The sequence below is a fragment of the Staphylococcus sp. FSL W8-0305 genome (assembly GCF_037966415.1).
Lineage (GTDB): Bacteria > Bacillota > Bacilli > Staphylococcales > Staphylococcaceae > Staphylococcus > Staphylococcus aureus.
Map to the genome: position 1 here is coordinate 593,404 of NZ_CP150198.1, position 21,314 is coordinate 614,717.

General features: G+C 32.2%; 22 protein-coding genes and 2 pseudogenes. 21 read left to right on the top strand and 3 right to left on the bottom strand.

Annotated features, from left to right (window positions below; genetic code table 11):
* Nucleotides 1–43: 43 nt before the first annotated feature.
* Both NST10_RS03000 and NST10_RS03005 read right to left on the bottom strand, forming a co-directional pair.
* On the bottom strand, nucleotides 44–445 hold the full coding sequence (locus NST10_RS03000; protein ID WP_001062938.1) for a ribonuclease HI family protein: 402 nt from the start codon (nucleotides 443–445) through the stop codon (nucleotides 44–46).
* A 240-nt stretch (nucleotides 446–685) separates the two neighbouring features.
* Nucleotides 686–1,390 (bottom strand): queuosine precursor transporter, encoded by a 705-nt coding sequence (locus NST10_RS03005; protein ID WP_000282169.1) that lies wholly within the window; start codon nucleotides 1,388–1,390, stop codon nucleotides 686–688.
* A gap of 244 nt (nucleotides 1,391–1,634) precedes the next feature.
* Here NST10_RS03005 and NST10_RS03010 point away from each other — a divergent pair, with 244 nt between their 5' ends.
* From NST10_RS03010 to NST10_RS03060, 11 genes are all read left to right on the top strand, one after another.
* Complete coding sequence (locus NST10_RS03010) at nucleotides 1,635–1,829, top strand: zinc-finger domain-containing protein (RefSeq protein WP_001814377.1); 195 nt, start codon at nucleotides 1,635–1,637, stop codon at nucleotides 1,827–1,829.
* 11 nt (nucleotides 1,830–1,840) lie between these two features.
* Nucleotides 1,841–2,092, top strand: a complete 252-nt coding sequence (locus tag NST10_RS03015; RefSeq protein WP_001165814.1) for a NifU N-terminal domain-containing protein — start codon at nucleotides 1,841–1,843, stop codon at nucleotides 2,090–2,092.
* Nucleotides 2,093–2,129: 37 nt separating this feature from the next.
* Entirely contained in the window at nucleotides 2,130–3,254 is a 1,125-nt protein-coding gene (locus NST10_RS03020; protein ID WP_339211162.1) for a virulence factor, read from the top strand.
* Nucleotides 3,255–3,269: 15 nt separating this feature from the next.
* A complete protein-coding gene (gene brxA / locus NST10_RS03025; RefSeq protein ID WP_000995290.1) occupies nucleotides 3,270–3,707 on the top strand; it encodes a bacilliredoxin BrxA in 438 nt (145 codons plus the stop codon).
* 423 nt (nucleotides 3,708–4,130) lie between these two features.
* Nucleotides 4,131–5,087 carry a thymidylate synthase gene (locus tag NST10_RS03030; protein WP_000934885.1) on the top strand — a complete coding sequence of 319 codons (957 nt, stop codon included), beginning with the start codon at nucleotides 4,131–4,133 and terminating at the stop codon, nucleotides 5,085–5,087.
* A gap of 199 nt (nucleotides 5,088–5,286) precedes the next feature.
* The gene (locus tag NST10_RS03035) at nucleotides 5,287–5,766 is read left to right on the top strand and encodes a dihydrofolate reductase (RefSeq protein WP_000175746.1); all 480 of its coding nucleotides are present in this window, start codon (nucleotides 5,287–5,289) and stop codon (nucleotides 5,764–5,766) included.
* Between the two features lie 14 nt (nucleotides 5,767–5,780).
* Nucleotides 5,781–6,620, top strand: a complete 840-nt coding sequence (gene fakB2, locus NST10_RS03040) for a fatty acid kinase binding subunit FakB2 (RefSeq protein ID WP_000166055.1) — start codon at nucleotides 5,781–5,783, stop codon at nucleotides 6,618–6,620.
* Nucleotides 6,621–6,705: 85 nt separating this feature from the next.
* Nucleotides 6,706–7,239 (top strand): peptide-methionine (S)-S-oxide reductase MsrA, encoded by a 534-nt coding sequence (gene msrA / locus NST10_RS03045; protein ID WP_000159899.1) that lies wholly within the window; start codon nucleotides 6,706–6,708, stop codon nucleotides 7,237–7,239.
* Nucleotides 7,232–7,660, top strand: coding sequence for a peptide-methionine (R)-S-oxide reductase MsrB (gene msrB, locus NST10_RS03050; protein WP_000913317.1), 429 nt, complete (start codon nucleotides 7,232–7,234; stop codon nucleotides 7,658–7,660). The genes msrA and msrB overlap by 8 nt, the downstream gene beginning before the upstream one ends.
* A gap of 11 nt (nucleotides 7,661–7,671) precedes the next feature.
* Nucleotides 7,672–8,172: a PTS glucose transporter subunit IIA gene (locus NST10_RS03055; protein WP_000473654.1), complete on the top strand. Its 501-nt coding sequence runs from the start codon at nucleotides 7,672–7,674 to the stop codon at nucleotides 8,170–8,172.
* Entirely contained in the window at nucleotides 8,172–8,393 is a 222-nt protein-coding gene (locus NST10_RS03060) for a YozE family protein (RefSeq protein WP_000801007.1), read from the top strand. The genes NST10_RS03055 and NST10_RS03060 overlap by 1 nt, the downstream gene beginning before the upstream one ends.
* A gap of 72 nt (nucleotides 8,394–8,465) precedes the next feature.
* Here NST10_RS03060 and NST10_RS03065 read toward each other — a convergent pair whose 3' ends face one another.
* Nucleotides 8,466–9,413: an IS30-like element ISSau1 family transposase gene (locus NST10_RS03065; RefSeq protein ID WP_000121211.1), complete on the bottom strand. Its 948-nt coding sequence runs from the start codon at nucleotides 9,411–9,413 to the stop codon at nucleotides 8,466–8,468.
* A gap of 238 nt (nucleotides 9,414–9,651) precedes the next feature.
* Between NST10_RS03065 and NST10_RS03070 the strand changes: the two genes are divergently transcribed.
* From NST10_RS03070 to sucB, 10 genes and pseudogenes are all read left to right on the top strand, one after another.
* Nucleotides 9,652–11,142: a S41 family peptidase gene (locus NST10_RS03070; protein ID WP_000342154.1), complete on the top strand. Its 1,491-nt coding sequence runs from the start codon at nucleotides 9,652–9,654 to the stop codon at nucleotides 11,140–11,142.
* Nucleotides 11,143–11,542: 400 nt separating this feature from the next.
* A complete protein-coding gene (locus tag NST10_RS03075; RefSeq protein WP_339211176.1) occupies nucleotides 11,543–12,052 on the top strand; it encodes a GNAT family N-acetyltransferase in 510 nt (169 codons plus the stop codon).
* 11 nt (nucleotides 12,053–12,063) lie between these two features.
* A complete protein-coding gene (locus NST10_RS03080; protein ID WP_000160914.1) occupies nucleotides 12,064–13,134 on the top strand; it encodes an undecaprenyldiphospho-muramoylpentapeptide beta-N-acetylglucosaminyltransferase in 1,071 nt (356 codons plus the stop codon).
* Between the two features lie 16 nt (nucleotides 13,135–13,150).
* Nucleotides 13,151–13,765, top strand: a complete 615-nt coding sequence (locus NST10_RS03085; RefSeq protein WP_000084775.1) for a phosphatase PAP2 family protein — start codon at nucleotides 13,151–13,153, stop codon at nucleotides 13,763–13,765.
* A 116-nt stretch (nucleotides 13,766–13,881) separates the two neighbouring features.
* Nucleotides 13,882–14,081: pseudogene (locus NST10_RS03090) on the top strand (hypothetical protein).
* Nucleotides 14,082–14,156: 75 nt separating this feature from the next.
* A pseudogene (locus tag NST10_RS03095) lies at nucleotides 14,157–14,289 on the top strand (hypothetical protein).
* A gap of 261 nt (nucleotides 14,290–14,550) precedes the next feature.
* Nucleotides 14,551–15,210 carry a response regulator transcription factor ArlR gene (arlR, locus tag NST10_RS03100; protein WP_000192137.1) on the top strand — a complete coding sequence of 220 codons (660 nt, stop codon included), beginning with the start codon at nucleotides 14,551–14,553 and terminating at the stop codon, nucleotides 15,208–15,210.
* On the top strand, nucleotides 15,207–16,562 hold the full coding sequence (gene arlS / locus NST10_RS03105; protein WP_000166793.1) for a sensor histidine kinase ArlS: 1,356 nt from the start codon (nucleotides 15,207–15,209) through the stop codon (nucleotides 16,560–16,562). Before arlR ends, arlS begins: the two co-directional genes overlap by 4 nt.
* A 473-nt stretch (nucleotides 16,563–17,035) precedes the next feature.
* A complete protein-coding gene (locus NST10_RS03110) occupies nucleotides 17,036–19,834 on the top strand; it encodes a 2-oxoglutarate dehydrogenase E1 component (RefSeq protein ID WP_000180659.1) in 2,799 nt (932 codons plus the stop codon).
* A gap of 13 nt (nucleotides 19,835–19,847) precedes the next feature.
* Nucleotides 19,848–21,119 carry a dihydrolipoyllysine-residue succinyltransferase gene (sucB, locus tag NST10_RS03115; RefSeq protein WP_001115431.1) on the top strand — a complete coding sequence of 424 codons (1,272 nt, stop codon included), beginning with the start codon at nucleotides 19,848–19,850 and terminating at the stop codon, nucleotides 21,117–21,119.
* Nucleotides 21,120–21,314: the final 195 nt, after the last annotated feature.

Here is a 21,314-nt window from a genome sequence, read left to right on the forward strand (position 1 = left end):
AAAAGAGGAGCACCGATTGAAAATATATCAGTCGGTGCTCCTTTTATTTGTTCTTTTTAATAAATTTGTACAATGCTTGCTGTGCATGTTGATTCGCTTCTTTGTTTTGTTCTCTCGGAATCCATTTAACAAATAATAAATCAAAATCTTGTTCAAATATTTCCAATTGATCAAAATAAGGTTTGAATTTGGCATTTTTTACATAACCAGCGTTAACACTATCCGCAATTAACTTAGAGTCAGTGTACAACAACGCATTACTAACATTTAATTCACGTGCATGTTCTAGTGCATAAATACATGCTGCCCATTCTGCTGTGTGATTATCCATTTCACCTAACTCATGTGTATATGTATAATGCTGCTCATCTTCTTTGATTACAATGGCACAAGTACTTATGCCTGGATTTCCTTTCGTCGCAGCATCAAAATTTATTTTCGCCATAATAAACCTACTTTCTATTCAATACTTAGTTAAAGTTACTATTACTGTAATACAAAATACGTTGGGTAATCCATAAAAAAACACGCATCACTTAAATAAGTAACACGTGTTTAAAATACTCGCTGAGTCAAAGATGATTTTCTAATACGTAGTACTGTAATATACTTCCTAAAAAAATCATCTTGATAAAATTTTCTCAAATATCAGCCTTAAAACTTATTCTTTTATGTAGTAAGTGCTTTAATAGCCTTGATCTAATTTATCAATCTTACCTTTACGATAAAATGATTTAGCAATATATCCAAATGGTACATTGAAAACTGTTGAAGCTAATTTTAGTACGTACGTTGTAATAAATATTTCAAATACAACTGTACCAGGTAAACTTCCGATAAATGCGATAGCTACAAATATAGCTGTATCAATTATTGAGCTTAAAAATGTACTACCGTATGCACGGATGAAAAACGTTTTATCAGAACTAAATACTTTTTTAATTAGTGAAAAGATAAATACATCAATATGTTGACCAATAATATATGCGACAATTGAGCCTAAAGCTATACGTGGCACAACATCAAAGATTGCGTGTAATGCTTTTTGTGCCATATCTTCTGGTGCAGGAATAAAATGTAATGACAATTGCATAACAATAATCATAATTAATGTTGATGAAAAGCCTAACCAAACTGCTCTTTTTGCAACTCTACGCCCATAAATATCGTTTAATATATCTGTTGCTAAATAAATAGAAGCAAACATGACATTACCTAAAGTTGCTGAAATACCAAAGATTTCTACAGTTTTAATCACTTGTATGTTGGCAATGATTGTGCCAATTGCAACCCATGCAATTAAACCTTGTTTACCAAAAAAGCGATACATAAGTACCATAAGCACGAACGTTGCAATAAACGTAACTAGTCCTAAAATTTCATTATACATATTAAAATGTCCTCCTAAATTTTGATCATACGGGTGTTTAGAAACCGCTCAATAAATAACTTACTCATTTTACTGAAAAATCGTTTGCGATGCAATAGCATTTGAATATAAATACATTTTACGTATAGAATTGTAAAAGGTTTCATTCAAATCTTAGGGTCAAAAATGTTATAATATTTTTATGTCAAATTTAAAACAGTAACACTTATTTACAAGGTTGCAATATTTTGAAGTAATAAAGGAAGTGTCGCGTATTTTAACTTATTCAGAGCAAAATGCACTCGCGAAAATAGATGATTTAATGAATACTTATTGCAATCAATGTCCAATCAAAACTCGTCTGCGTAAATTAGAGGGGAAAACGAAGGCGCATCATTTTTGTATCAATGAGTGTTCAATAGGGAAAGAAATAAAACAATTAGGAAATGAACTTCAATAGGAGGAAGTCAAATGCAAATTATATCTATATCAGAAACACCGAACCACAACACAATGAAGATTACACTTAGTGAAAGCAGAGAAGGTATGACATCAGATACGTATACTAAAGTTGATGATTCACAGCCAGCATTTATTAATGACATCTTAAAGGTTGAAGGCGTTAAATCAATTTTCCATGTTATGGACTTTATTTCAGTAGATAAAGAAAATGACGCAAATTGGGAAACAGTATTGCCAAAAGTAGAGGCTGTATTCGAATAAATTTTTCATCAACTAGTATTCGGGGGGAATAAAGTATATGGAAATTTTACGTATAGAGCCAACACCTAGTCCAAATACAATGAAAGTTGTTTTGTCATATACAAGAGAAGACAAGTTATCTAATACTTATAAAAAAGTAGAAGAAAATCAACCAAGATTTATAAATCAGTTGTTATCTATAGATGGTATCACTTCCATTTTTCATGTCATGAACTTCTTAGCTGTTGATAAGGCACCAAAAGCTGATTGGGAAGACATACTACCTGATATTAAAGCTGCTTTTTCAGGTGAAAGTCAGGTGTTGGAATCTGGAAAAGACCCACAAATTGACAATCATTTTGGTGAAATTAAAGCTGAACTATTAACTTTTAAGGGTATACCGTATCAAATTAAGCTAACTTCTGCTGACCAAGAATTAAGAGAACAATTACCACAAACATATGTTGATCATATGACTCAAGCGCAAACAAAACATGACAATATTGTTTTTATGCGTAAATGGCTAGATTTAGGAAATCGCTATGGAAATATTGAAGAAGTAATGGATGGTGTCCTAGAAGAAGTACTAGCTACCTATCCAGAATCACAGTTACCTGTATTGGTAAAACATGCTTTAGAAGAAAATCACGCAACTAATAATTATCATTTCTATCGACATGTCTCTTTGGATGAATATCATGCGACTGATAATTGGAAGACTCGATTAAGAATGTTAAATCATTTTCCAAAGCCGACTTTTGAAGATATACCGCTGCTTGATTTAGCTTTATCTGATGAAAAAGTACCGGTTAGACGTCAAGCGATTGTACTATTAGGTATGATTGAAAGTAAAGAAATTTTACCGTATTTATATAAGGGGCTTCGTGATAAAAGTCCTGCTGTAAGAAGAACTGCAGGGGATTGCATAAGCGATTTAGGGTATCCAGAGGCACTACCAGAAAAGGTGCTACTATTAGATGATCCACAGAAAATCGTTAGGTGGCGTGCTGCTATGTTTATCTTTGATGAAGGTAATGCAGAGCAGCTTCCCGCACTTAAAGCCCATATTAATGACAATGCGTTTGAAGTTAAATTACAAATTGAAATGGCCATATCTCGTATTGAAAACGGAGATGAAGCACTTGGTTCAGTATGGAAACAAATGACGAACAGAACAATTTAATTGGAGGAATTAAATATGAATGCATATGATGCTTATATGAAAGAAATTGCGCAACAAATGCGTGGCGAATTAACTCAAAATGGTTTTACAAGTTTAGAAACGAGCGAGGAAGTATCAGAGTATATGAACCAAGTAAATGCTGATGACACTACTTTTGTAGTTATTAACTCTACATGCGGCTGTGCAGCTGGATTAGCAAGACCAGCTGCAGTAGCTGTTGCAACACAAAATGAACATAGACCTACAAATACAGTTACAGTTTTTGCTGGGCAAGATAAAGAAGCAACTGCTACAATGCGAGAATTCATTCAGCAGGTACCATCTAGTCCTTCGTATGCTTTATTCAAAGGTCGAGATTTAGTTTATTTTATGCCTAGAGAATTTATCGAAGGTAGAGATATTAATGACATTGCAATGGACTTAAAGGATGCCTTTGACGAAAATTGTAAATAGTACACATAAATAAATATAAAGGTTAACACATTTTATAATATTAAAAATGGTGTCTGTCATTGAAAATAGAGAATATAGTTGTATTCCATTTGTTATATAAAGAACGTTCTTACCAACTATATTTTCTAGAAATTTAACTGTTTTAATAGGACATCAAACATAATATTCAAATCATGTGTTAACCTCTTTTTTAAAATTTTTTAGCATTAAAGTTATAGATTTGGGTAAACAATTAGCAATTGGAAACATAGATCACGTTATGATGTGGCAGGTACTTAATCATCATTTTATAAATAAAGTAACGGAATTCATGATATTAATATCATATTCCTAAAATGAGTGATAACAAAATGCTACATAAAGTTAAATTATATCGAACTAAATATACATACTATAAATAATAAAAATGAGGTGTTATCGCATATGTTGAATTCATTTGATGCAGCATATCACAGTCTTTGTGAAGAAGTTTTAGAAATAGGAAATACACGAAATGATCGCACAAATACAGGTACGATTTCGAAATTTGGTCATCAACTTCGCTTTGACTTATCTAAAGGATTTCCACTATTAACGACAAAGAAAGTTTCTTTTAAATTAGTAGCGACCGAATTATTATGGTTCATTAAAGGAGATACAAATATCCAATACTTATTAAAGTATAATAATAATATTTGGAACGAATGGGCTTTTGAAAATTATATCAAATCAGACGAGTATAAAGGTCCAGATATGACAGATTTCGGGCATCGTGCATTGAGTGATCCTGAATTTAACGAACAATATAAAGAACAAATGAAACAATTTAAGCAACGTATTCTTGAAGATGATACATTTGCGAAGCAATTCGGTGATTTAGGAAATGTTTATGGTAAACAGTGGCGAGATTGGGTTGATAAAGATGGTAATCATTTTGATCAACTTAAAACAGTAATTGAGCAAATTAAGCATAATCCAGATTCAAGACGACACATCGTATCTGCATGGAATCCAACAGAAATTGATACAATGGCACTTCCGCCTTGTCATACAATGTTCCAGTTTTATGTTCAAGATGGTAAGTTAAGTTGCCAGTTATACCAACGTAGCGCAGATATCTTTTTAGGTGTGCCATTTAATATCGCAAGCTACGCTTTATTGACGCACCTTATTGCCAAAGAATGTGGACTTGAAGTAGGAGAATTTGTGCATACATTTGGAGATGCACATATTTATTCAAATCATATTGATGCGATTCAAACACAATTAGCACGTGAAAGCTTCAATCCTCCAACATTAAAAATTAACAGTGATAAGTCTATTTTTGACATAAATTATGAAGATTTGGAAATTGTTGACTATGAATCACATCCAGCAATAAAAGCTCCAATAGCAGTGTAGTCGTTGCATAGTTAGCTAACCATATAGACATCAAAATGACATCAAAGTATTTTCAAGTGCAAAAAAGTACTTTTTTGTGTTAAACGTTTTCATAAATTATGCAAAATCATTATTTCTATCACACTTTATGATAAAAATTGTGTTAAATTAAAGATAACTTAGTAATTAAAAATGAAATGATAGAAGAAGGAGGATAATCATGACTTTATCCATTCTAGTTGCACATGACTTGCAACGAGTAATTGGTTTTGAAAATCAATTACCTTGGCACCTACCAAATGATTTGAAGCATGTTAAAAAATTATCAACAGGTCATACTTTAGTAATGGGTCGTAAGACATTTGAATCGATTGGTAAACCACTACCGAATCGTCGAAATGTTGTACTTACTTCAGATACAAGTTTCAACGTAGAGGGCGTTGATGTAATTCATTCTATTGAAGATATTTACCAACTACCGGGCCATGTTTTTATATTTGGAGGGCAAACATTATTTGAAGAAATGATTGATAAAGTGGACGACATGTATATTACTGTTATTGAAGGTAAATTTCGTGGTGATACGTTCTTTCCACCTTATACATTTGAAGACTGGGAAGTTGCCTCTTCAGTTGAAGGTAAACTAGATGAGAAAAATACAATTCCACATACCTTTCTACATTTAATTCGTAAAAAATAAGGGGGAAAACGACCATGACAAAACAGATTATAGTAACAGACTCAACATCCGATTTATCTAAAGAATATTTAGAAGCAAACAACATACATGTAATTCCTTTAAGTTTAACTATTGAAGGAGCTTCATACGTTGACCAAGTAGATATTACATCAGAAGAATTTATTAATCATATTGAAAATGATGAAGATGTAAAGACAAGTCAGCCAGCCATAGGTGAATTTATATCTGCTTATGAAGAACTAGGAAAAGATGGTTCTGAAATCATAAGTATTCATCTTTCTTCAGGACTAAGTGGTACATTTAACACTGCTTACCAAGCAAGTCAAATGGTAGATGCTAATGTAACTGTTATTGATTCAAAATCTATTTCTTTTGGTTTAGGGTATCAAATACAACACCTAGTAGAGCTTGTAAAAGAAGGTGTCTCAACTTCTGAAATAGTTAAAAAGTTAAATCATTTAAGAGAAAACATTAAATTATTTGTAGTTATAGGGCAATTGAATCAATTAATTAAAGGTGGCAGAATTAGTAAAACAAAAGGTTTGATTGGTAATCTTATGAAAATTAAACCAATTGGTACACTAGATGATGGTCGCTTAGAGCTTGTGCACAATGCGAGAACTCAAAATTCTAGTATCCAATACTTGAAAAAGGAAATTGCTGAATTTATAGGAGATCATGAAATCAAATCCGTTGGTGTCGCACATGCTAACGTCATTGAATATGTTGATAAATTGAAGAAAGTTTTTAATGAAGCTTTTCATGTGGATAATTACGATATAAATGTAACTACACCAGTTATTTCTGCACATACTGGTCAAGGTGCGATTGGCCTCGTAGTCCTTAAGAAGTAAATTTAATCTTTTCAGTGTTAATTACTTCCATTTCAATCCTTTATAGACTAAATTTATAATTAGATAGATAGAGGAGGTAATTCATATGACAAAAGAATATGCAACATTAGCAGGAGGATGTTTCTGGTGCATGGTTAAACCATTTACATCATATCCAGGCATCAAGTCAGTCGTATCTGGTTATAGTGGCGGTCATGCTGATAACCCAACTTATGAACAGGTATGTACGAATCAAACCGGCCATGTCGAAGCAGTACAAATTACGTTTGATCCAGAGGTTACTTCCTTTGAAAATATATTAGACATATATTTCAAAACATTTGACCCAACCGATGATCAAGGGCAATTTTTCGATAGAGGCGAAAGCTATCAACCAGTCATTTTCTATCATGATAAGCATCAGAAAAAGGCTGCTGAGTTTAAAAAGCAACAATTAAATGAACAAGGTATTTTCAAGAAACCAGTGATTACACCTATTAAACCATATAAAAATTTCTATCCAGCTGAAGACTACCATCAAGATTATTATAAAAAGAACCCGGTACATTATTACCAATATCAACGTGGTTCAGGTAGAAAAGCGTTTATAGAATCACATTGGGGGAATCAAAATGCTTAAAAAAGATAAAAGTGAACTAACAGATATAGAATATATTGTTACACAAGAAAATGGCACTGAACCACCATTTATGAATGAATATTGGAATCATTTTGCTAAAGGGATTTATGTAGATAAGATTTCTGGTAAACCTTTATTTACATCTGAAGAAAAGTTTCATTCTGAGTGCGGATGGCCTAGCTTTTCCAAAGCGCTTGATGACGATGAAATTATAGAATTAGTCGACAAATCATTTGGTATGGTAAGAACTGAAGTGCGTTCAGAAGAATCAAATAGTCATTTAGGACACGTCTTTAATGATGGACCTAAAGAAAGTGGCGGCTTAAGATACTGTATCAATTCCGCTGCAATTCAATTTATTCCATATGAAAAATTAGAAGAATTGGGTTATGGCGATTTAATATCACATTTTGATAAGTAGGAGTGGAAAGTATGTTTAAAAAATTATTCGGAAAAGGCAAAGAAGTTCAGAAAGATATCGCAATTTATGCACCATTAACTGGAGAATACGTGAAAATTGAAGATATTCCAGATCCTGTATTCGCACAAAAAATGATGGGCGAAGGGTTTGGTATTAATCCAACTGAAGGAGAAGTTGTGTCTCCAATTGCAGGACGTGTTGACAATGTCTTTCCAACTAAGCATGCAATTGGTTTAAAAGCAGATAACGGCTTAGAATTATTAGTTCATATCGGTTTAGACACAGTTCAATTAGACGGTGAAGGATTTGAAGTGTTAGTGTCTAGTGGTGATGAAGTTAACGTCGGAGATCCATTAGTAAGATTCAACCTTGAATATATTAATAATAATGCTAAATCTGTTATTTCACCAATTATAATTACTAACACTGATCAAGCGGCTTCTATTAATATTTATGATGAAAATGCTGTGATTAAAGGTGAAACTAAAGTGATTGATGTGACAATGAACTAATGAAAAACTATTCGTTTTATCAATTTGTCATGACAGTGCGTGGTCGACACGACGATAAAGGTCGTCTAGCAGAAGAGATATTTGACGATCTTGCTTTCCCAAAACACGATGATGATTTTAACATACTGTCTGATTATATTGAGACACATGGTGATTTCACATTGCCAATGTCTGTATTTGATGATCTATATGAAGAATATACGGAATGGCTAAAATTTTAATATAATTTTTAATAATAATAGTTAGAACCAGGGTGATGCAAGTTGTTATCCTGGTTTTAATTTGTTGATTTGTCAATTTAAGTGCAACAGTTCATCACATAAAACTTCATAAGGAAACTTCCAATTTAAACACTTTCTTGGTCGATAATTAATTGAGTCTAATGCATAGTTAAGTTGCTCTTGATTTACTTTAGCTAAGTCTGTTTTCTTAGGGAAAAATTCTCTTAGTAAACCATTGGTATTTTCATTTGTACCTCTTTGCCATGCGGAATATGGATCAGCGAAGTAGACATTAATATTAAATTGGTTTTCAATATTTTGATAACAAGAGAACTCTTTCCCTCTATCGACAGTAATAGTTTTAACGGCACCTTTAGGTAGATGTTTGATAAGGTTATTAATTGCCGTCTCCATAGAATTAGAGGAACGATCAGGCATAAGTACACAATAATAATAACGTGATTTTCTTTCTGCGAAAGTAGCAATGCACCCTTTACTTTTGCCTCTGCTGGATACAATTGTGTCAGCTTCCCAATGACCGAATGTATTACGTTTCTTTATTTCCTTAGGACGTTGTGAAATAGGACGGCCAATATTAAACTTACCTCTAGTTTCTTTAGGTTTCTGTCTTTTTCCTTTTTGACGAAGGCATGAAATAAGTTCGAAATTAATCATATTAGAGTTAATCCATCGATAGATGGTTTTAAAACAGATTTGGTTTTGTAATAGACGACCTACGATTTGTTCAGGAGACCAGTGGCATTTTAAATAATATTTAATGATATTACCAAGTTCTGGAGTAAATCGAGTAGGACGACCACAAAGTTTTCTTTTGGTTTCATAATTTTTTTGAGCTGTTTCAGCTTGATATGACTGATTTAAATTATTCCTACTAATTTCACGTGAGATAGTAGATACAGATCGTTTTAATTTACGTGCAATAGATCTTAAAGAATAATTTTCTTGACGTAAAACCTCTATACGTGCGCGTTCAGTTAGTGTAAGATGGTTATAGCTCATGTTGGCACTCCTTGTATGTGTTTTTGTGGTTATTAACATCTTACAACAAAGTGCCAATTATGGGCATTTTTTATGAATTTTTATAGGTGTTGCACTTAATATTACAATCCGTCATTTAAAATAAACTAAGTTGTGACTAAAAATTAATCAATTATAGTGAAATATGGTGCGCTATCTTGCATAAATTGATATGATTAACTACACAGAATTTAAAAGTACATAATAAGGAAGTGATACAATGGATGATAAGCAACACACAACTTCATCCGATGATGAACGCGCTGAAAATGCAACAAGCAATCAAGACCAACAAACTAATTCATCGAAACGCGTTCACTTAAAACGTTGGCAATTCATATCAATTTTAATTGGTACAATCATAATAACAGCTGTCATCACAGTTGTTGCATATATTTTTATAAATCAAAAAATAAGTGGTTTAAACAAAACTGATCAAGCAAACTTAAATAAAATTGAAAATGTGTATAAAATCTTAAATAGTGATTATTATAAAAAACAGAACTCTGACAAGTTGAGTAAAGCTGCAATTGATGGCATGGTCAAAGAATTAAAAGATCCTTATTCTGAATATTTAACAAAAGAACAAACTAAATCCTTTAATGAAGGTGTTTCAGGTGATTTTGTAGGTATTGGTGCAGAAATGCAAAAGAAAAATGATCAAATTATGGTTACTAGCCCTATGAAGGGTTCTCCAGCAGAACGTGCTGGCATTCGTCCTAAAGATGTCATTACTAAAGTAAATGGAAAATCAATTAAAGGAAAAGCATTAGACGAAGTTGTCAAAGACGTTCGCGGTAAAGAAAACACTGAAGTAACTTTAACTGTTCAAAGAGGCAGTGAAGAAAAAGACGTTAAGATTAAACGTGAAAAAATTCATGTTAAAAGCGTTGAGTATAAGAAAAAAGGTAAGGTTGGAGTTATTACTATTAATAAATTCCAGAATGATACATCAGGTGAATTGAAAGATGCAGTTCTTAAAGCTCACAAAGATGGTTTGAAAAAGATTGTTTTAGATTTAAGAAATAATCCAGGTGGACTACTAGATGAAGCTGTTAAAATGGCAAATATTTTTATCGATAAAGGAAAAACTGTTGTTAAACTAGAAAAAGGTAAAGATACTGAAGCAATTCAAACTTCTAATGATGCGTTAAAAGAAGCGAAAGACATGGATATATCCATCTTAGTGAATGAAGGTTCAGCTAGTGCTTCTGAAGTGTTTACTGGTGCGCTAAAGGACTATAATAAAGCTAAAGTTTATGGGTCAAAAACATTCGGTAAAGGTGTCGTACAAACTACAAGAGAGTTTAAAGATGGTTCGTTGTTAAAATATACTGAAATGAAATGGTTAACGCCAGATGGTCATTATATTCACGGTAAAGGCATTAAACCAGACGTTACTATTGACACACCTAAATATCAATCTTTAAATGTCATTCCTAATACGAAAACATTTAAAGTTGGAGACGATGATAAAAATATTAAAACTATTAAAATTGGTTTATCAGCTTTAGGTTATAAAGTTGATAATGAATCAACGCAATTTGATCAAGCTTTAGAAAATCTAGTTAAAGCTTTCCAACAAGCGAATAAACTCGAGGTAACTGGTGAATTTAATAAAGAAACGAATAATAAATTTACTGAGTTATTAGTTGAAAAAGCTAATAAACATGATGATGTTCTCGATAAATTGATTAATATTTTAAAATAAAGCGATACACACTACTAAAATTTTATTATTATTATGTTAATGACACGCTTCCTAAATTTGCAAAGATAGCAATTTAGGAGGCGTATTTATTTTTATTGACGTCTAACTCTAAAAGATATAAATTAGACATTTACAAATGATGTAAATAACACAATTTCTATCATCGCTGTTAACAATTCATGCTTTAATATACTATGAGCATATACTTTTTAAATAGTATTATTCACTAGTTTTAACAATCAATTAATTGGTATATGATACTTTTATTGGTTATTTTTATCCCATAGTGTGATAATTACTATTTTTCATTCATAATAAAGGTTTAAAGCATGCTAATAGTGTGTAAGATTAACATGTACTGAAAAACATGTTTAACATAACGATATAAGGAGTGACGTACATGATCCGTCTAGGTAAAATGTCAGATTTAGATCAAATCTTAAATCTAGTAGAAGAAGCAAAAGAATTAATGAAAGAACACGACAACGAGCAATGGGACGATCAGTACCCTCTTTTAGAACATTTTGAAGAAGATATTGCTAAAGATTATTTGTACGTATTAGAGGAAAATGACAAAATTTATGGCTTTATTGTTGTCGACCAAGACCAAGCAGAATGGTATGATGACATTGACTGGCCAGTAAATAGAGAAGGCGCTTTTGTTATTCATCGATTAACTGGTTCGAAAGAATATAAAGGAGCTGCTACAGAATTATTCAATTATGTTATTGATTTAGTTAAAGCACGTGGTGCAGAAGTTATTTTAACGGACACCTTTGCGTTAAACAAACCTGCACAAGGTTTATTTGCCAAATTTGGATTTCATAAGGTCGGTGAACAATTAATGGAATATCCGCCATATGATAAAGGTGAAGCATTTTATGCGTATTATAAAAATTTAAAAGAATAGAGGTAATATTAATGACGAAAATCGCATTTACCGGAGGGGGAACAGTTGGACACGTATCAGTAAATTTAAGTTTAATTCCAACTGCATTATCACAAGGTTATGAAGTGCTTTATATTGGTTCTAAAAATGGTATTGAAAGAGAAATGATTGAATCACAACTACCAGAAATTAAGTATTATCCTATTTCGAGTGGTAAATTAAGAAGATATATTTCTTTAGAAAATGCCAAAGATGTATTTAAAGTATTAAAAGGTATTCTTGATGCTCGTAAAGTTTTGAAAAAAGAAAAACCTGATCTATTATTTTCAAAAGGTGGATTTGTATCTGTGCCAGTTGTTATTGCAGCCAAATCATTAAATATACCAACTATTATTCATGAATCTGACTTAACACCAGGATTAGCGAATAAGATAGCACTTAAATTTGCCAAGAAAATATATACAACATTTGAAGAAACGCTAAACTACCTACCTAAAGAGAAAGCTGATTTTATTGGAGCAACAATTCGAGAAGATTTAAAAAATGGTAATGCACATAATGGTTATCAATTAACAGGCTTTAATGAAAATAAAAAAGTGTTACTCGTTATGGGTGGAAGCTTAGGAAGTAAAAAATTAAATAGCATTATTCGCGAAAACTTAGATGCATTATTACAACAATATCAAGTGATACATTTAACTGGTAAAGGATTAAAAGATGCTCAAGTTAAAAAATCAGGATATATACAATATGAATTTGTTAAAGAGGATTTAACAGATTTATTAGCAATTACGGACACAGTAATAAGTAGAGCAGGGTCAAATGCGATATATGAGTTCTTAACATTACGTATACCAATGTTATTAGTACCATTAGGTTTAGATCAATCCCGAGGCGACCAAATTGACAATGCAAATCATTTTGCTGATAAAGGTTATGCTAAAACGATTGATGAAGAACAATTGACAGCACAAATTTTATTACAAGAGCTAAATAAAATGGAACAGGAAAGAACTCGAATTATCAATAATATGAAATCGTATGAACAAAGTTATACGAAAGAAGCTTTATTTGATAAGATGATTAAAGACGCATTGAATTAATGGGGGGTAATGCTTTATGAGTCAATGGAAACGTATCTCTTTGCTCATCGTTTTTACATTGGTTTTTGGAATTATCGCGTTTTTCCACGAATCAAGACTAGGGAAATGGATTGATAATGAAGTTTATGAATTTATATATTCATCAGAGAGCTTTATTACGACATCTATCATGCTTGGGGCTACTAAAGTAGGTGAAGTCTGGGCAATGTTATGTATTTCATTACTTCTTGTGGCATATCTCATGTTAAAGCGCCACAAAATTGAAGCATTATTTTTTGCATTAACAATGGCATTATCTGGAATTTTGAATCCAGCATTAAAAAATATATTCGATAGAGAAAGACCTACATTGCTGCGTTTAATTGATATAACAGGATTTAGTTTTCCTAGCGGTCATGCTATGGGATCAACTGCATATTTTGGAAGTAGTATCTATTTATTAAATCGATTAAATCAAGGTAATTCAAAAGGTATTCTTATAGGGTTATGTGCAGCTATGATTTTATTGATTTCCATATCACGTGTATATCTAGGTGTACATTATCCAACAGATATTATTGCCGGCATTATTGGTGGCGTATTTTGCATTATTTTATCAACGTTATTACTTAGAAATAAATTAATCAATTAAATAGTAAAAAAACAAAAGCAGTAAACCTAAAGTGTCGTAAGGGTTTACTGCTTTTATAAAACGTTGTTATAACGTATATTGTCTTTTACGGGCATATAAAAGGGGAATATTTGAAAATGACCAATCCAACAAGAACGAAACGTTGTGGGGGGATGTTCTATGTGGTATTGATAATCATTTTCAACTACTATTATACATTAGTGAGAATCATTGTCAATTAGAAACTAAAACTTTTTTTGAATATTTTTTAAGAATAGTAAATAAAACGCATGATTACGCTATTTTAGAAAATAAAAAAATTTGTATTTCTCAGTAGAATTAGAATATTTAAAAGTGATGAGGCTTAAAAATTATATTGTTACATACTTCTTTTGAATTCATACATTAAGAAATGTTACTTGCAAGTTCAAACAGGCACATTGAAATGATGTGTGATAAATGTTTAAACTACGGTCATTTTGTGAAAATAAAGATAATAACTATTCATTTTACATTAATAAAAGTCAGTATACGACAACAATTGATATTGCGGTAAGACCTTGTGTTACAGTATTCTATATTTAAGTACTGCAATCAGAATTAACAGAATTCCATTAACTGATTATTAAATATTTGAGTTAATAAATAATTAATGATTGTAGCTTGAAAAATTTAAAACATGGTTATTGATTTGTGATAAAATTTAAACGTAAACAAACTAATTTAAAAAGCAACTATTGTATAGAAAAATACAAAATTTAAAATATATTACCTTATTAGAAAAAGTCGTAATATGAGGTGTACAAATGACGCAAATTTTAATAGTAGAAGATGAACAAAACTTAGCAAGATTTCTTGAATTGGAACTCACACATGAAAATTACAATGTGGACACAGAGTATGATGGACAAGACGGTTTAGATAAAGCGCTTAGCCATTACTATGATTTAATCATATTAGATTTAATGTTGCCGTCAATTAATGGCTTAGAAATTTGTCGCAAAATTAGACAACAACAATCTACACCTATCATTATAATTACAGCGAAAAGTGATACGTATGACAAAGTTGCTGGGCTTGATTACGGTGCAGACGATTATATAGTTAAGCCATTTGATATTGAAGAACTTTTAGCAAGAATTCGTGCGATTTTACGTCGTCAGCCACAAAAAGATATTATCGATGTCAACGGTATTACAATTGATAAGAATGCTTTTAAAGTGACGGTAAATGGCGCAGAAATTGAATTAACAAAAACGGAGTATGATTTACTATATCTTCTAGCTGAAAATAAAAACCATGTTATGCAACGGGAACAAATTTTAAATCATGTATGGGGTTATAATAGTGAAGTAGAAACAAATGTCGTAGATGTTTATATAAGATATTTACGAAACAAATTAAAACCATACGATCGTGACAAAATGATTGAAACAGTTCGTGGCGTTGGGTATGTGATACGATGACAAAACGTAAATTGCGCAATAACTGGATTATTGTTACCACGATGATTACGTTTGTCACGATATTTTTGTTTTGTTTAATTATTATCTTTTTCTTGAAAGATACACTGCATAATAGTGAGCTTGATGATGCAGAAAGAAGCTCAAGCGATATTAATAATTTATTTCATTCTAAGCCTGTTAAAGATATATCTGCATTAGACTTGAATGCATCTTTAGGTAATTTTCAAGAGATTATTATTTATGATGAGCATAATAATAAATTATTTGAGACATCGAATGATAACACAGTGAGAGTTGAACCTGGTTATGAACACCGGTATTTTGACCGCGTAATAAAAAAACGTTATAAAGGCATTGATTATTTAATTATTAAAGAACCAATCACAACGCAAGATTTCAAAGGGTATAGTTTGTTAATTCATTCACTAGAAAATTATGATAACATCGTAAAATCATTGTATATTATTGCGCTCGCATTTGGAGTGATTGCAACAATTATAACTGCCACAATTAGTTATGTATTTTCAACTCAAATTACTAAACCGCTTGTCAGTTTATCAAATAAAATGATTGAGATCCGACGAGATGGTTTTCAAAATAAATTGCAATTAAATACAAATTATGAAGAAATAGATAATTTAGCAAATACGTTTAATGAGATGATGAGCCAAATTGAAGAATCATTTAATCAACAAAGACAATTTGTTGAAGATGCATCACATGAATTACGAACACCATTACAAATTATTCAAGGTCATTTAAATTTGATTCAGCGATGGGGAAAAAAAGACCCAGCAGTATTAGAAGAATCGTTAAATATTTCTATTGAAGAAATGAATCGTATCATAAAATTAGTCGAAGAATTACTTGAATTGACTAAAGGAGATGTAAATGACATTTCTTCTGAAGCGCAGACCGTGCATATTAATGATGAAATTCGCTCGCGAATACACTCATTAAAACAATTGCATCCTGATTATCAATTTGATACGGATCTGACATCTAAAAATCTAGAAATTAAAATGAAACCTCATCAATTTGAACAATTATTTTTAATCTTTATTGATAATGCAATTAAATATGATGTGAAGAATAAGAAAATTAAAGTTAAGACAAGGTTAAAAAATAAGCAAAAAATAATTGAAATTACAGATCATGGAATTGGTATTCCAGAGGAAGATCAAGATTTCATTTTTGATCGCTTTTATCGAGTGGATAAATCTCGTTCAAGAAGTCAAGGTGGTAATGGACTCGGATTATCTATTGCGCAAAAAATCATTCAATTAAACGGTGGATCGATTAAAATTAAAAGTGAGATTAACAAAGGAACAACGTTTAAAATCATATTTTAATCATGTTTAAGACGTCAATCAAAGTCATAGAATCAATTTTTTAAGTGAGGCTGGGACATAAATCAATGTTCTATGCTTTACGAAGTTATATTGGCTGTAGTTGACTGAACGAAAATGCGCTTGTAACAAGCTTTTTTCAATTCTAGTCAGGGGCCCCAACAAAGAGAAATTGGATTCCCAATTTCTACAGACAATGCAAGTTGGGGTGGGACGACGAAATAAATTTTGCGAAAATATCATTTCTGTCCCACTCCCAAGAACGACTATAAAACAAATAATCAGGGGTTCTTTATCATTTCTGTGGAATTCACCTCCCAAAATTTACAATAAAATACATCTATAAACCTAGAAGAATCAACGCTTTTGTTGATTCTTCTTTTTAGTAGATAAATAGGTAAATCTACTTTAACAAATAACTAAATAGTGATATTATTACATTGTAAGCGTTTCAACATTTTTGTGGAGGGTGTAAAATGACTAACGAAAGAAAAGAAGTTTCAGAGGCTCCTGTAAACTTCGGTGCGAATTTAGGTCTAATGTTAGATCTATATGATGACTTTTTACAAGATCCATCATCTGTACCAGAAGATTTACAAGTCTTATTCAGCACAATTAAGAATGATGACTCAATTGTACCAGCTTTAAAAAGTACAAGTAGTCAAAATAGCGACGGCACAATTAAGCGTGTCATGCGTTTGATTGATAATATTCGCCAATACGGGCATCTTAAAGCCGATATTTATCCTGTAAATCCTCCGAAAAGGAAACATGTACCTAAATTAGAGATTGAAGACTTTGATTTAGATCAACAGACTTTGGAAGGTATATCAGCAGGAATTGTTTCAGATCACTTTGCCGACATTTATGATAATGCTTATGAAGCAATTTTAAGAATGGAAAAACGTTACAAAGGACCAATTGCATTTGAGTATACACATATTAATAACAATACCGAACGTGGTTGGTTAAAAAGAAGAATTGAAACGCCATATAAAGTAACGTTAAATAATAACGAAAAAAGGGCACTATTTAAACAATTAGCGTATGTTGAAGGGTTTGAAAAATATCTTCATAAAAACTTCGTTGGTGCAAAGCGTTTTTCAATTGAAGGGGTAGACGCACTTGTACCGATGTTACAACGTACTATTACGATTGCTGCGAAAGAAGGTATTAAAAATATACAAATAGGCATGGCTCACCGTGGACGTTTAAACGTTTTAACGCATGTCTTAGAAAAACCGTACGAAATGATGATTTCAGAATTTATGCATACAGATCCAATGAAATTCTTACCTGAAGATGGTAGCTTGCAGTTAACTGCTGGATGGACTGGTGATGTGAAATATCACCTTGGTGGCATTAAAACTACTGATTCATACGGTACAATGCAGCGTATTGCACTGGCTAACAATCCAAGTCACTTGGAAATTGTTGCACCTGTTGTTGAAGGGCGTACGAGAGCAGCACAAGATGATACGCAGCGTGCTGGGGCTCCGACGACTGATCATCATAAAGCAATGCCAATTATTATACACGGCGATGCTGCTTATCCTGGTCAAGGTATTAACTTCGAAACAATGAACTTAGGAAACTTGAAAGGCTATTCTACGGGTGGTTCATTGCATATTATTACTAACAATAGAATTGGATTTACCACAGAACCAATTGATGCACGTTCAACAACTTATTCTACAGATGTGGCTAAAGGTTATGATGTGCCAATATTCCATGTCAATGCAGATGACGTTGAAGCTACTATTGAAGCAATTGATATTGCAATGGAATTTAGAAAAGAGTTTCATAAAGACGTCGTTATTGATTTAGTAGGTTATCGTCGTTTCGGACATAACGAAATGGATGAACCATCAATTACTAATCCAGTTCCTTATCAGAATATTCGCAAACATGACTCTGTTGAATATGTGTTTGGTAAAAAGCTTGTTAATGAAGGTATCATTTCAGAAGATGAAATGCATTCATTTATAGAACAAGTCCAAAAGGAACTAAGACAAGCACATGATAAAATTAATAAAGCTGATAAAATGGATAATCCAGATATGGAAAAACCTGCAGAACTTGCATTGCCGTTACAAGCAGACGAACAATCATTTACGTTTGATCACTTGAAAGAAATAAATGATGCATTGTTAACATATCCGGATGGCTTTAACATTTTGAAAAAGTTAAACAAAGTTCTTGAGAAGCGTCATGAGCCGTTTAATAAAGAAGATGGTTTAGTTGATTGGGCACAAGCAGAACAACTTGCATTTGCGACAATCTTACAAGATGGTACACCGATTCGCTTAACTGGTCAAGATAGTGAACGTGGTACATTCAGTCATAGGCATGCCGTGTTACATGATGAGCAAACAGGTGAAACATATACACCTTTACATCATGTTCCTGATCAAAAAGCGACATTTGATATACACAATTCTCCGCTTTCAGAAGCAGCAGTAGTTGGTTTTGAATACGGCTATAATGTGGAAAACAAAAAAAGCTTCAATATTTGGGAAGCGCAATATGGTGATTTTGCAAATATGTCACAAATGATTTTTGACAACTTCTTATTCAGTTCTCGCTCAAAATGGGGAGAACGTTCAGGATTAACATTATTCTTACCTCATGCATATGAGGGTCAAGGGCCTGAACATTCATCAGCAAGATTAGAGAGATTTTTACAATTAGCTGCTGAAAATAATTGCACAGTTGTCAACTTATCTAGTTCAAGTAATTATTTCCACTTATTGCGTGCACAAGCAGCTAGTTTAGATTCTGAACAAATGCGACCATTGGTTGTTATGTCACCAAAAAGCTTACTGAGAAATAAAACAGTTGCAAAACCAATTGATGAATTTACTTCTGGTGGATTTGAGCCAATTTTGACAGAATCATATCAAGCGGATAAAGTTACAAAAGTTATTTTGGCAACTGGCAAAATGTTCATTGATTTAAAAGAAGCATTAGCTAAAAATCCAGACGAATCAGTATTACTCGTTGCGATTGAAAGATTGTATCCATTCCCAGAGGAAGAGATTGAAGCATTGCTAGCACAATTACCAAACCTTGAAGAAGTGTCATGGGTACAAGAAGAACCTAAAAATCAAGGTGCATGGTTATATGTTTATCCATATGTTAAAGTACTAGTTGCAGATAAATATGATTTAAGTTATCATGGCAGAATTCAAAGGGCTGCTCCAGCTGAAGGCGATGGAGAAATTCATAAACTTGTTCAAAATAAAATTATAGAAAATGCATTAAAAAATAACTAGGGGGAAATAAGTCATGCCAGAGGTTAAAGTTCCAGAATTAGCAGAATCTATTACAGAAGGTACCATTGCAGAATGGTTGAAAAACCTAGGGGATAGCGTAGAAAAAGGTGAAGCTATTCTTGAATTAGAAACTGATAAAGTTAATGTCGAAGTTGTATCTGAAGAAGCAGGTGTATTATCTGAACAACTTGCAAGTGAAGGCGACACTGTAGAAGTTGGACAAGCAATTGCTGTCATCGGCGAAGGTAGTGGCAATGCTTCTAAAGAAAATAGTAACGACAATACTCCACAACAAAATGATGAAACAACAAATAATAAAAAAGAAGAAACAACAAATAAATCGGCAGATAAAGCTGAAGTCAATCAAACAAATGATGACAATCAGCAGCGTGTTAATGCTACACCTTCTGCGCGTCGATATGCTCGTGAAAATGGTGTGAATCTTGCTGAAGTAAGTCCGAAAACAAATGATGTTGTTCGTAAAGAAGATATTGATAAGAAACAACAGGCACCTGCATCAACACAAACAACACAACAAGCACCTGCAAAAGAAGAGAAAAAATACAATCAATATCCTACAAAACCAGTGATTCGTGAAAAAATGTCACGCAGAAAGAAAACAGCTGCTAAAAAATTATTAGAGGTATCTAATAATACAGCTATGCTAACAACATTTAACGAAGTTGACATGACAAATGTTATGGAATTGCGTAAACGTAAGAAAGAACAATTTATGAAAGATCATGATGGTACTAAATTAGGATTTATGTCATTCTTTACTAAAGCTTCTGTAGCAGCTTTGAAAAAGTATCCAGAAGTTAATGCAGAAATCGACGGCGACGACATGATTACGAAACAATATTATGATATTGGTGTAGCTGTTTCGACAGATGATGGACTATTAGTACCATTCGTAAGAGATTGTGATAAAAAGAATTTTGCAGAAATCGAAGCAGAAATTGCTAATTTAGCTGTTAAAGCACGAGAGAAAAAACTTGGCTTAGATGATATGGTTAATGGTTCATTTACGATTACAAATGGCGGTATTTTTGGATCAATGATGAGTACGCCAATTATCAATGGTAATCAAGCTGCAATCTTAGGCATGCATTCAATTATTACAAGACCAATTGCGATTGATCAAGATACAATCGAAAATCGTCCAATGATGTATATTGCATTAAGCTATGATCATAGAATTATTGACGGTAAAGAAGCAGTTGGATTCTTAAAAACAATTAAAGAATTAATTGAAAACCCAGAAGACTTATTATTAGAATCTTAATCCACAACACAAAATAGTTTACTATTCCTAAAAACGGGATCAAATCAATAACAAACAGCAGTAAGTTTATTTTCTAGTCGAAATATCTTACTGCTGTACTTTATTTTTACAATGCTTCGTATTAAAATGTGAGTTTAATTTTGACTACTTAAAAAATATATCATTTCTATATGAAATAGACTCACGATAGAAATA

Excerpts from the sequence above, each read along its gene's own strand:
- arlS (WP_000166793.1), top strand. The coding sequence starts at position 15,207 with ATGACAAAACGTAAATTGCGCAATAACTGGATTATTGTTACCACGATG.
- fakB2 (WP_000166055.1), top strand. The coding sequence starts at position 5,781 with ATGACAAAACAGATTATAGTAACAGACTCAACATCCGATTTATCTAAA.
- brxA (WP_000995290.1), top strand. The coding sequence starts at position 3,270 with ATGAATGCATATGATGCTTATATGAAAGAAATTGCGCAACAAATGCGT.
- NST10_RS03000 (WP_001062938.1), bottom strand. The coding sequence starts at position 445 with ATGGCGAAAATAAATTTTGATGCTGCGACGAAAGGAAATCCAGGCATA.
- NST10_RS03030 (WP_000934885.1), top strand. The coding sequence starts at position 4,131 with ATGTTGAATTCATTTGATGCAGCATATCACAGTCTTTGTGAAGAAGTT.
- NST10_RS03005 (WP_000282169.1), bottom strand. The coding sequence starts at position 1,390 with ATGTATAATGAAATTTTAGGACTAGTTACGTTTATTGCAACGTTCGTG.
- NST10_RS03015 (WP_001165814.1), top strand. The coding sequence starts at position 1,841 with ATGCAAATTATATCTATATCAGAAACACCGAACCACAACACAATGAAG.
- NST10_RS03060 (WP_000801007.1), top strand. The coding sequence starts at position 8,172 with ATGAAAAACTATTCGTTTTATCAATTTGTCATGACAGTGCGTGGTCGA.
- msrB (WP_000913317.1), top strand. The coding sequence starts at position 7,232 with ATGCTTAAAAAAGATAAAAGTGAACTAACAGATATAGAATATATTGTT.
- NST10_RS03035 (WP_000175746.1), top strand. The coding sequence starts at position 5,287 with ATGACTTTATCCATTCTAGTTGCACATGACTTGCAACGAGTAATTGGT.
- NST10_RS03070 (WP_000342154.1), top strand. The coding sequence starts at position 9,652 with ATGGATGATAAGCAACACACAACTTCATCCGATGATGAACGCGCTGAA.
- arlR (WP_000192137.1), top strand. The coding sequence starts at position 14,551 with ATGACGCAAATTTTAATAGTAGAAGATGAACAAAACTTAGCAAGATTT.
- NST10_RS03065 (WP_000121211.1), bottom strand. The coding sequence starts at position 9,413 with ATGAGCTATAACCATCTTACACTAACTGAACGCGCACGTATAGAGGTT.
- NST10_RS03085 (WP_000084775.1), top strand. The coding sequence starts at position 13,151 with ATGAGTCAATGGAAACGTATCTCTTTGCTCATCGTTTTTACATTGGTT.
- sucB (WP_001115431.1), top strand. The coding sequence starts at position 19,848 with ATGCCAGAGGTTAAAGTTCCAGAATTAGCAGAATCTATTACAGAAGGT.
- NST10_RS03020 (WP_339211162.1), top strand. The coding sequence starts at position 2,130 with ATGGAAATTTTACGTATAGAGCCAACACCTAGTCCAAATACAATGAAA.
- NST10_RS03055 (WP_000473654.1), top strand. The coding sequence starts at position 7,672 with ATGTTTAAAAAATTATTCGGAAAAGGCAAAGAAGTTCAGAAAGATATC.
- NST10_RS03110 (WP_000180659.1), top strand. The coding sequence starts at position 17,036 with ATGACTAACGAAAGAAAAGAAGTTTCAGAGGCTCCTGTAAACTTCGGT.
- msrA (WP_000159899.1), top strand. The coding sequence starts at position 6,706 with ATGACAAAAGAATATGCAACATTAGCAGGAGGATGTTTCTGGTGCATG.
- NST10_RS03075 (WP_339211176.1), top strand. The coding sequence starts at position 11,543 with ATGATCCGTCTAGGTAAAATGTCAGATTTAGATCAAATCTTAAATCTA.
- NST10_RS03080 (WP_000160914.1), top strand. The coding sequence starts at position 12,064 with ATGACGAAAATCGCATTTACCGGAGGGGGAACAGTTGGACACGTATCA.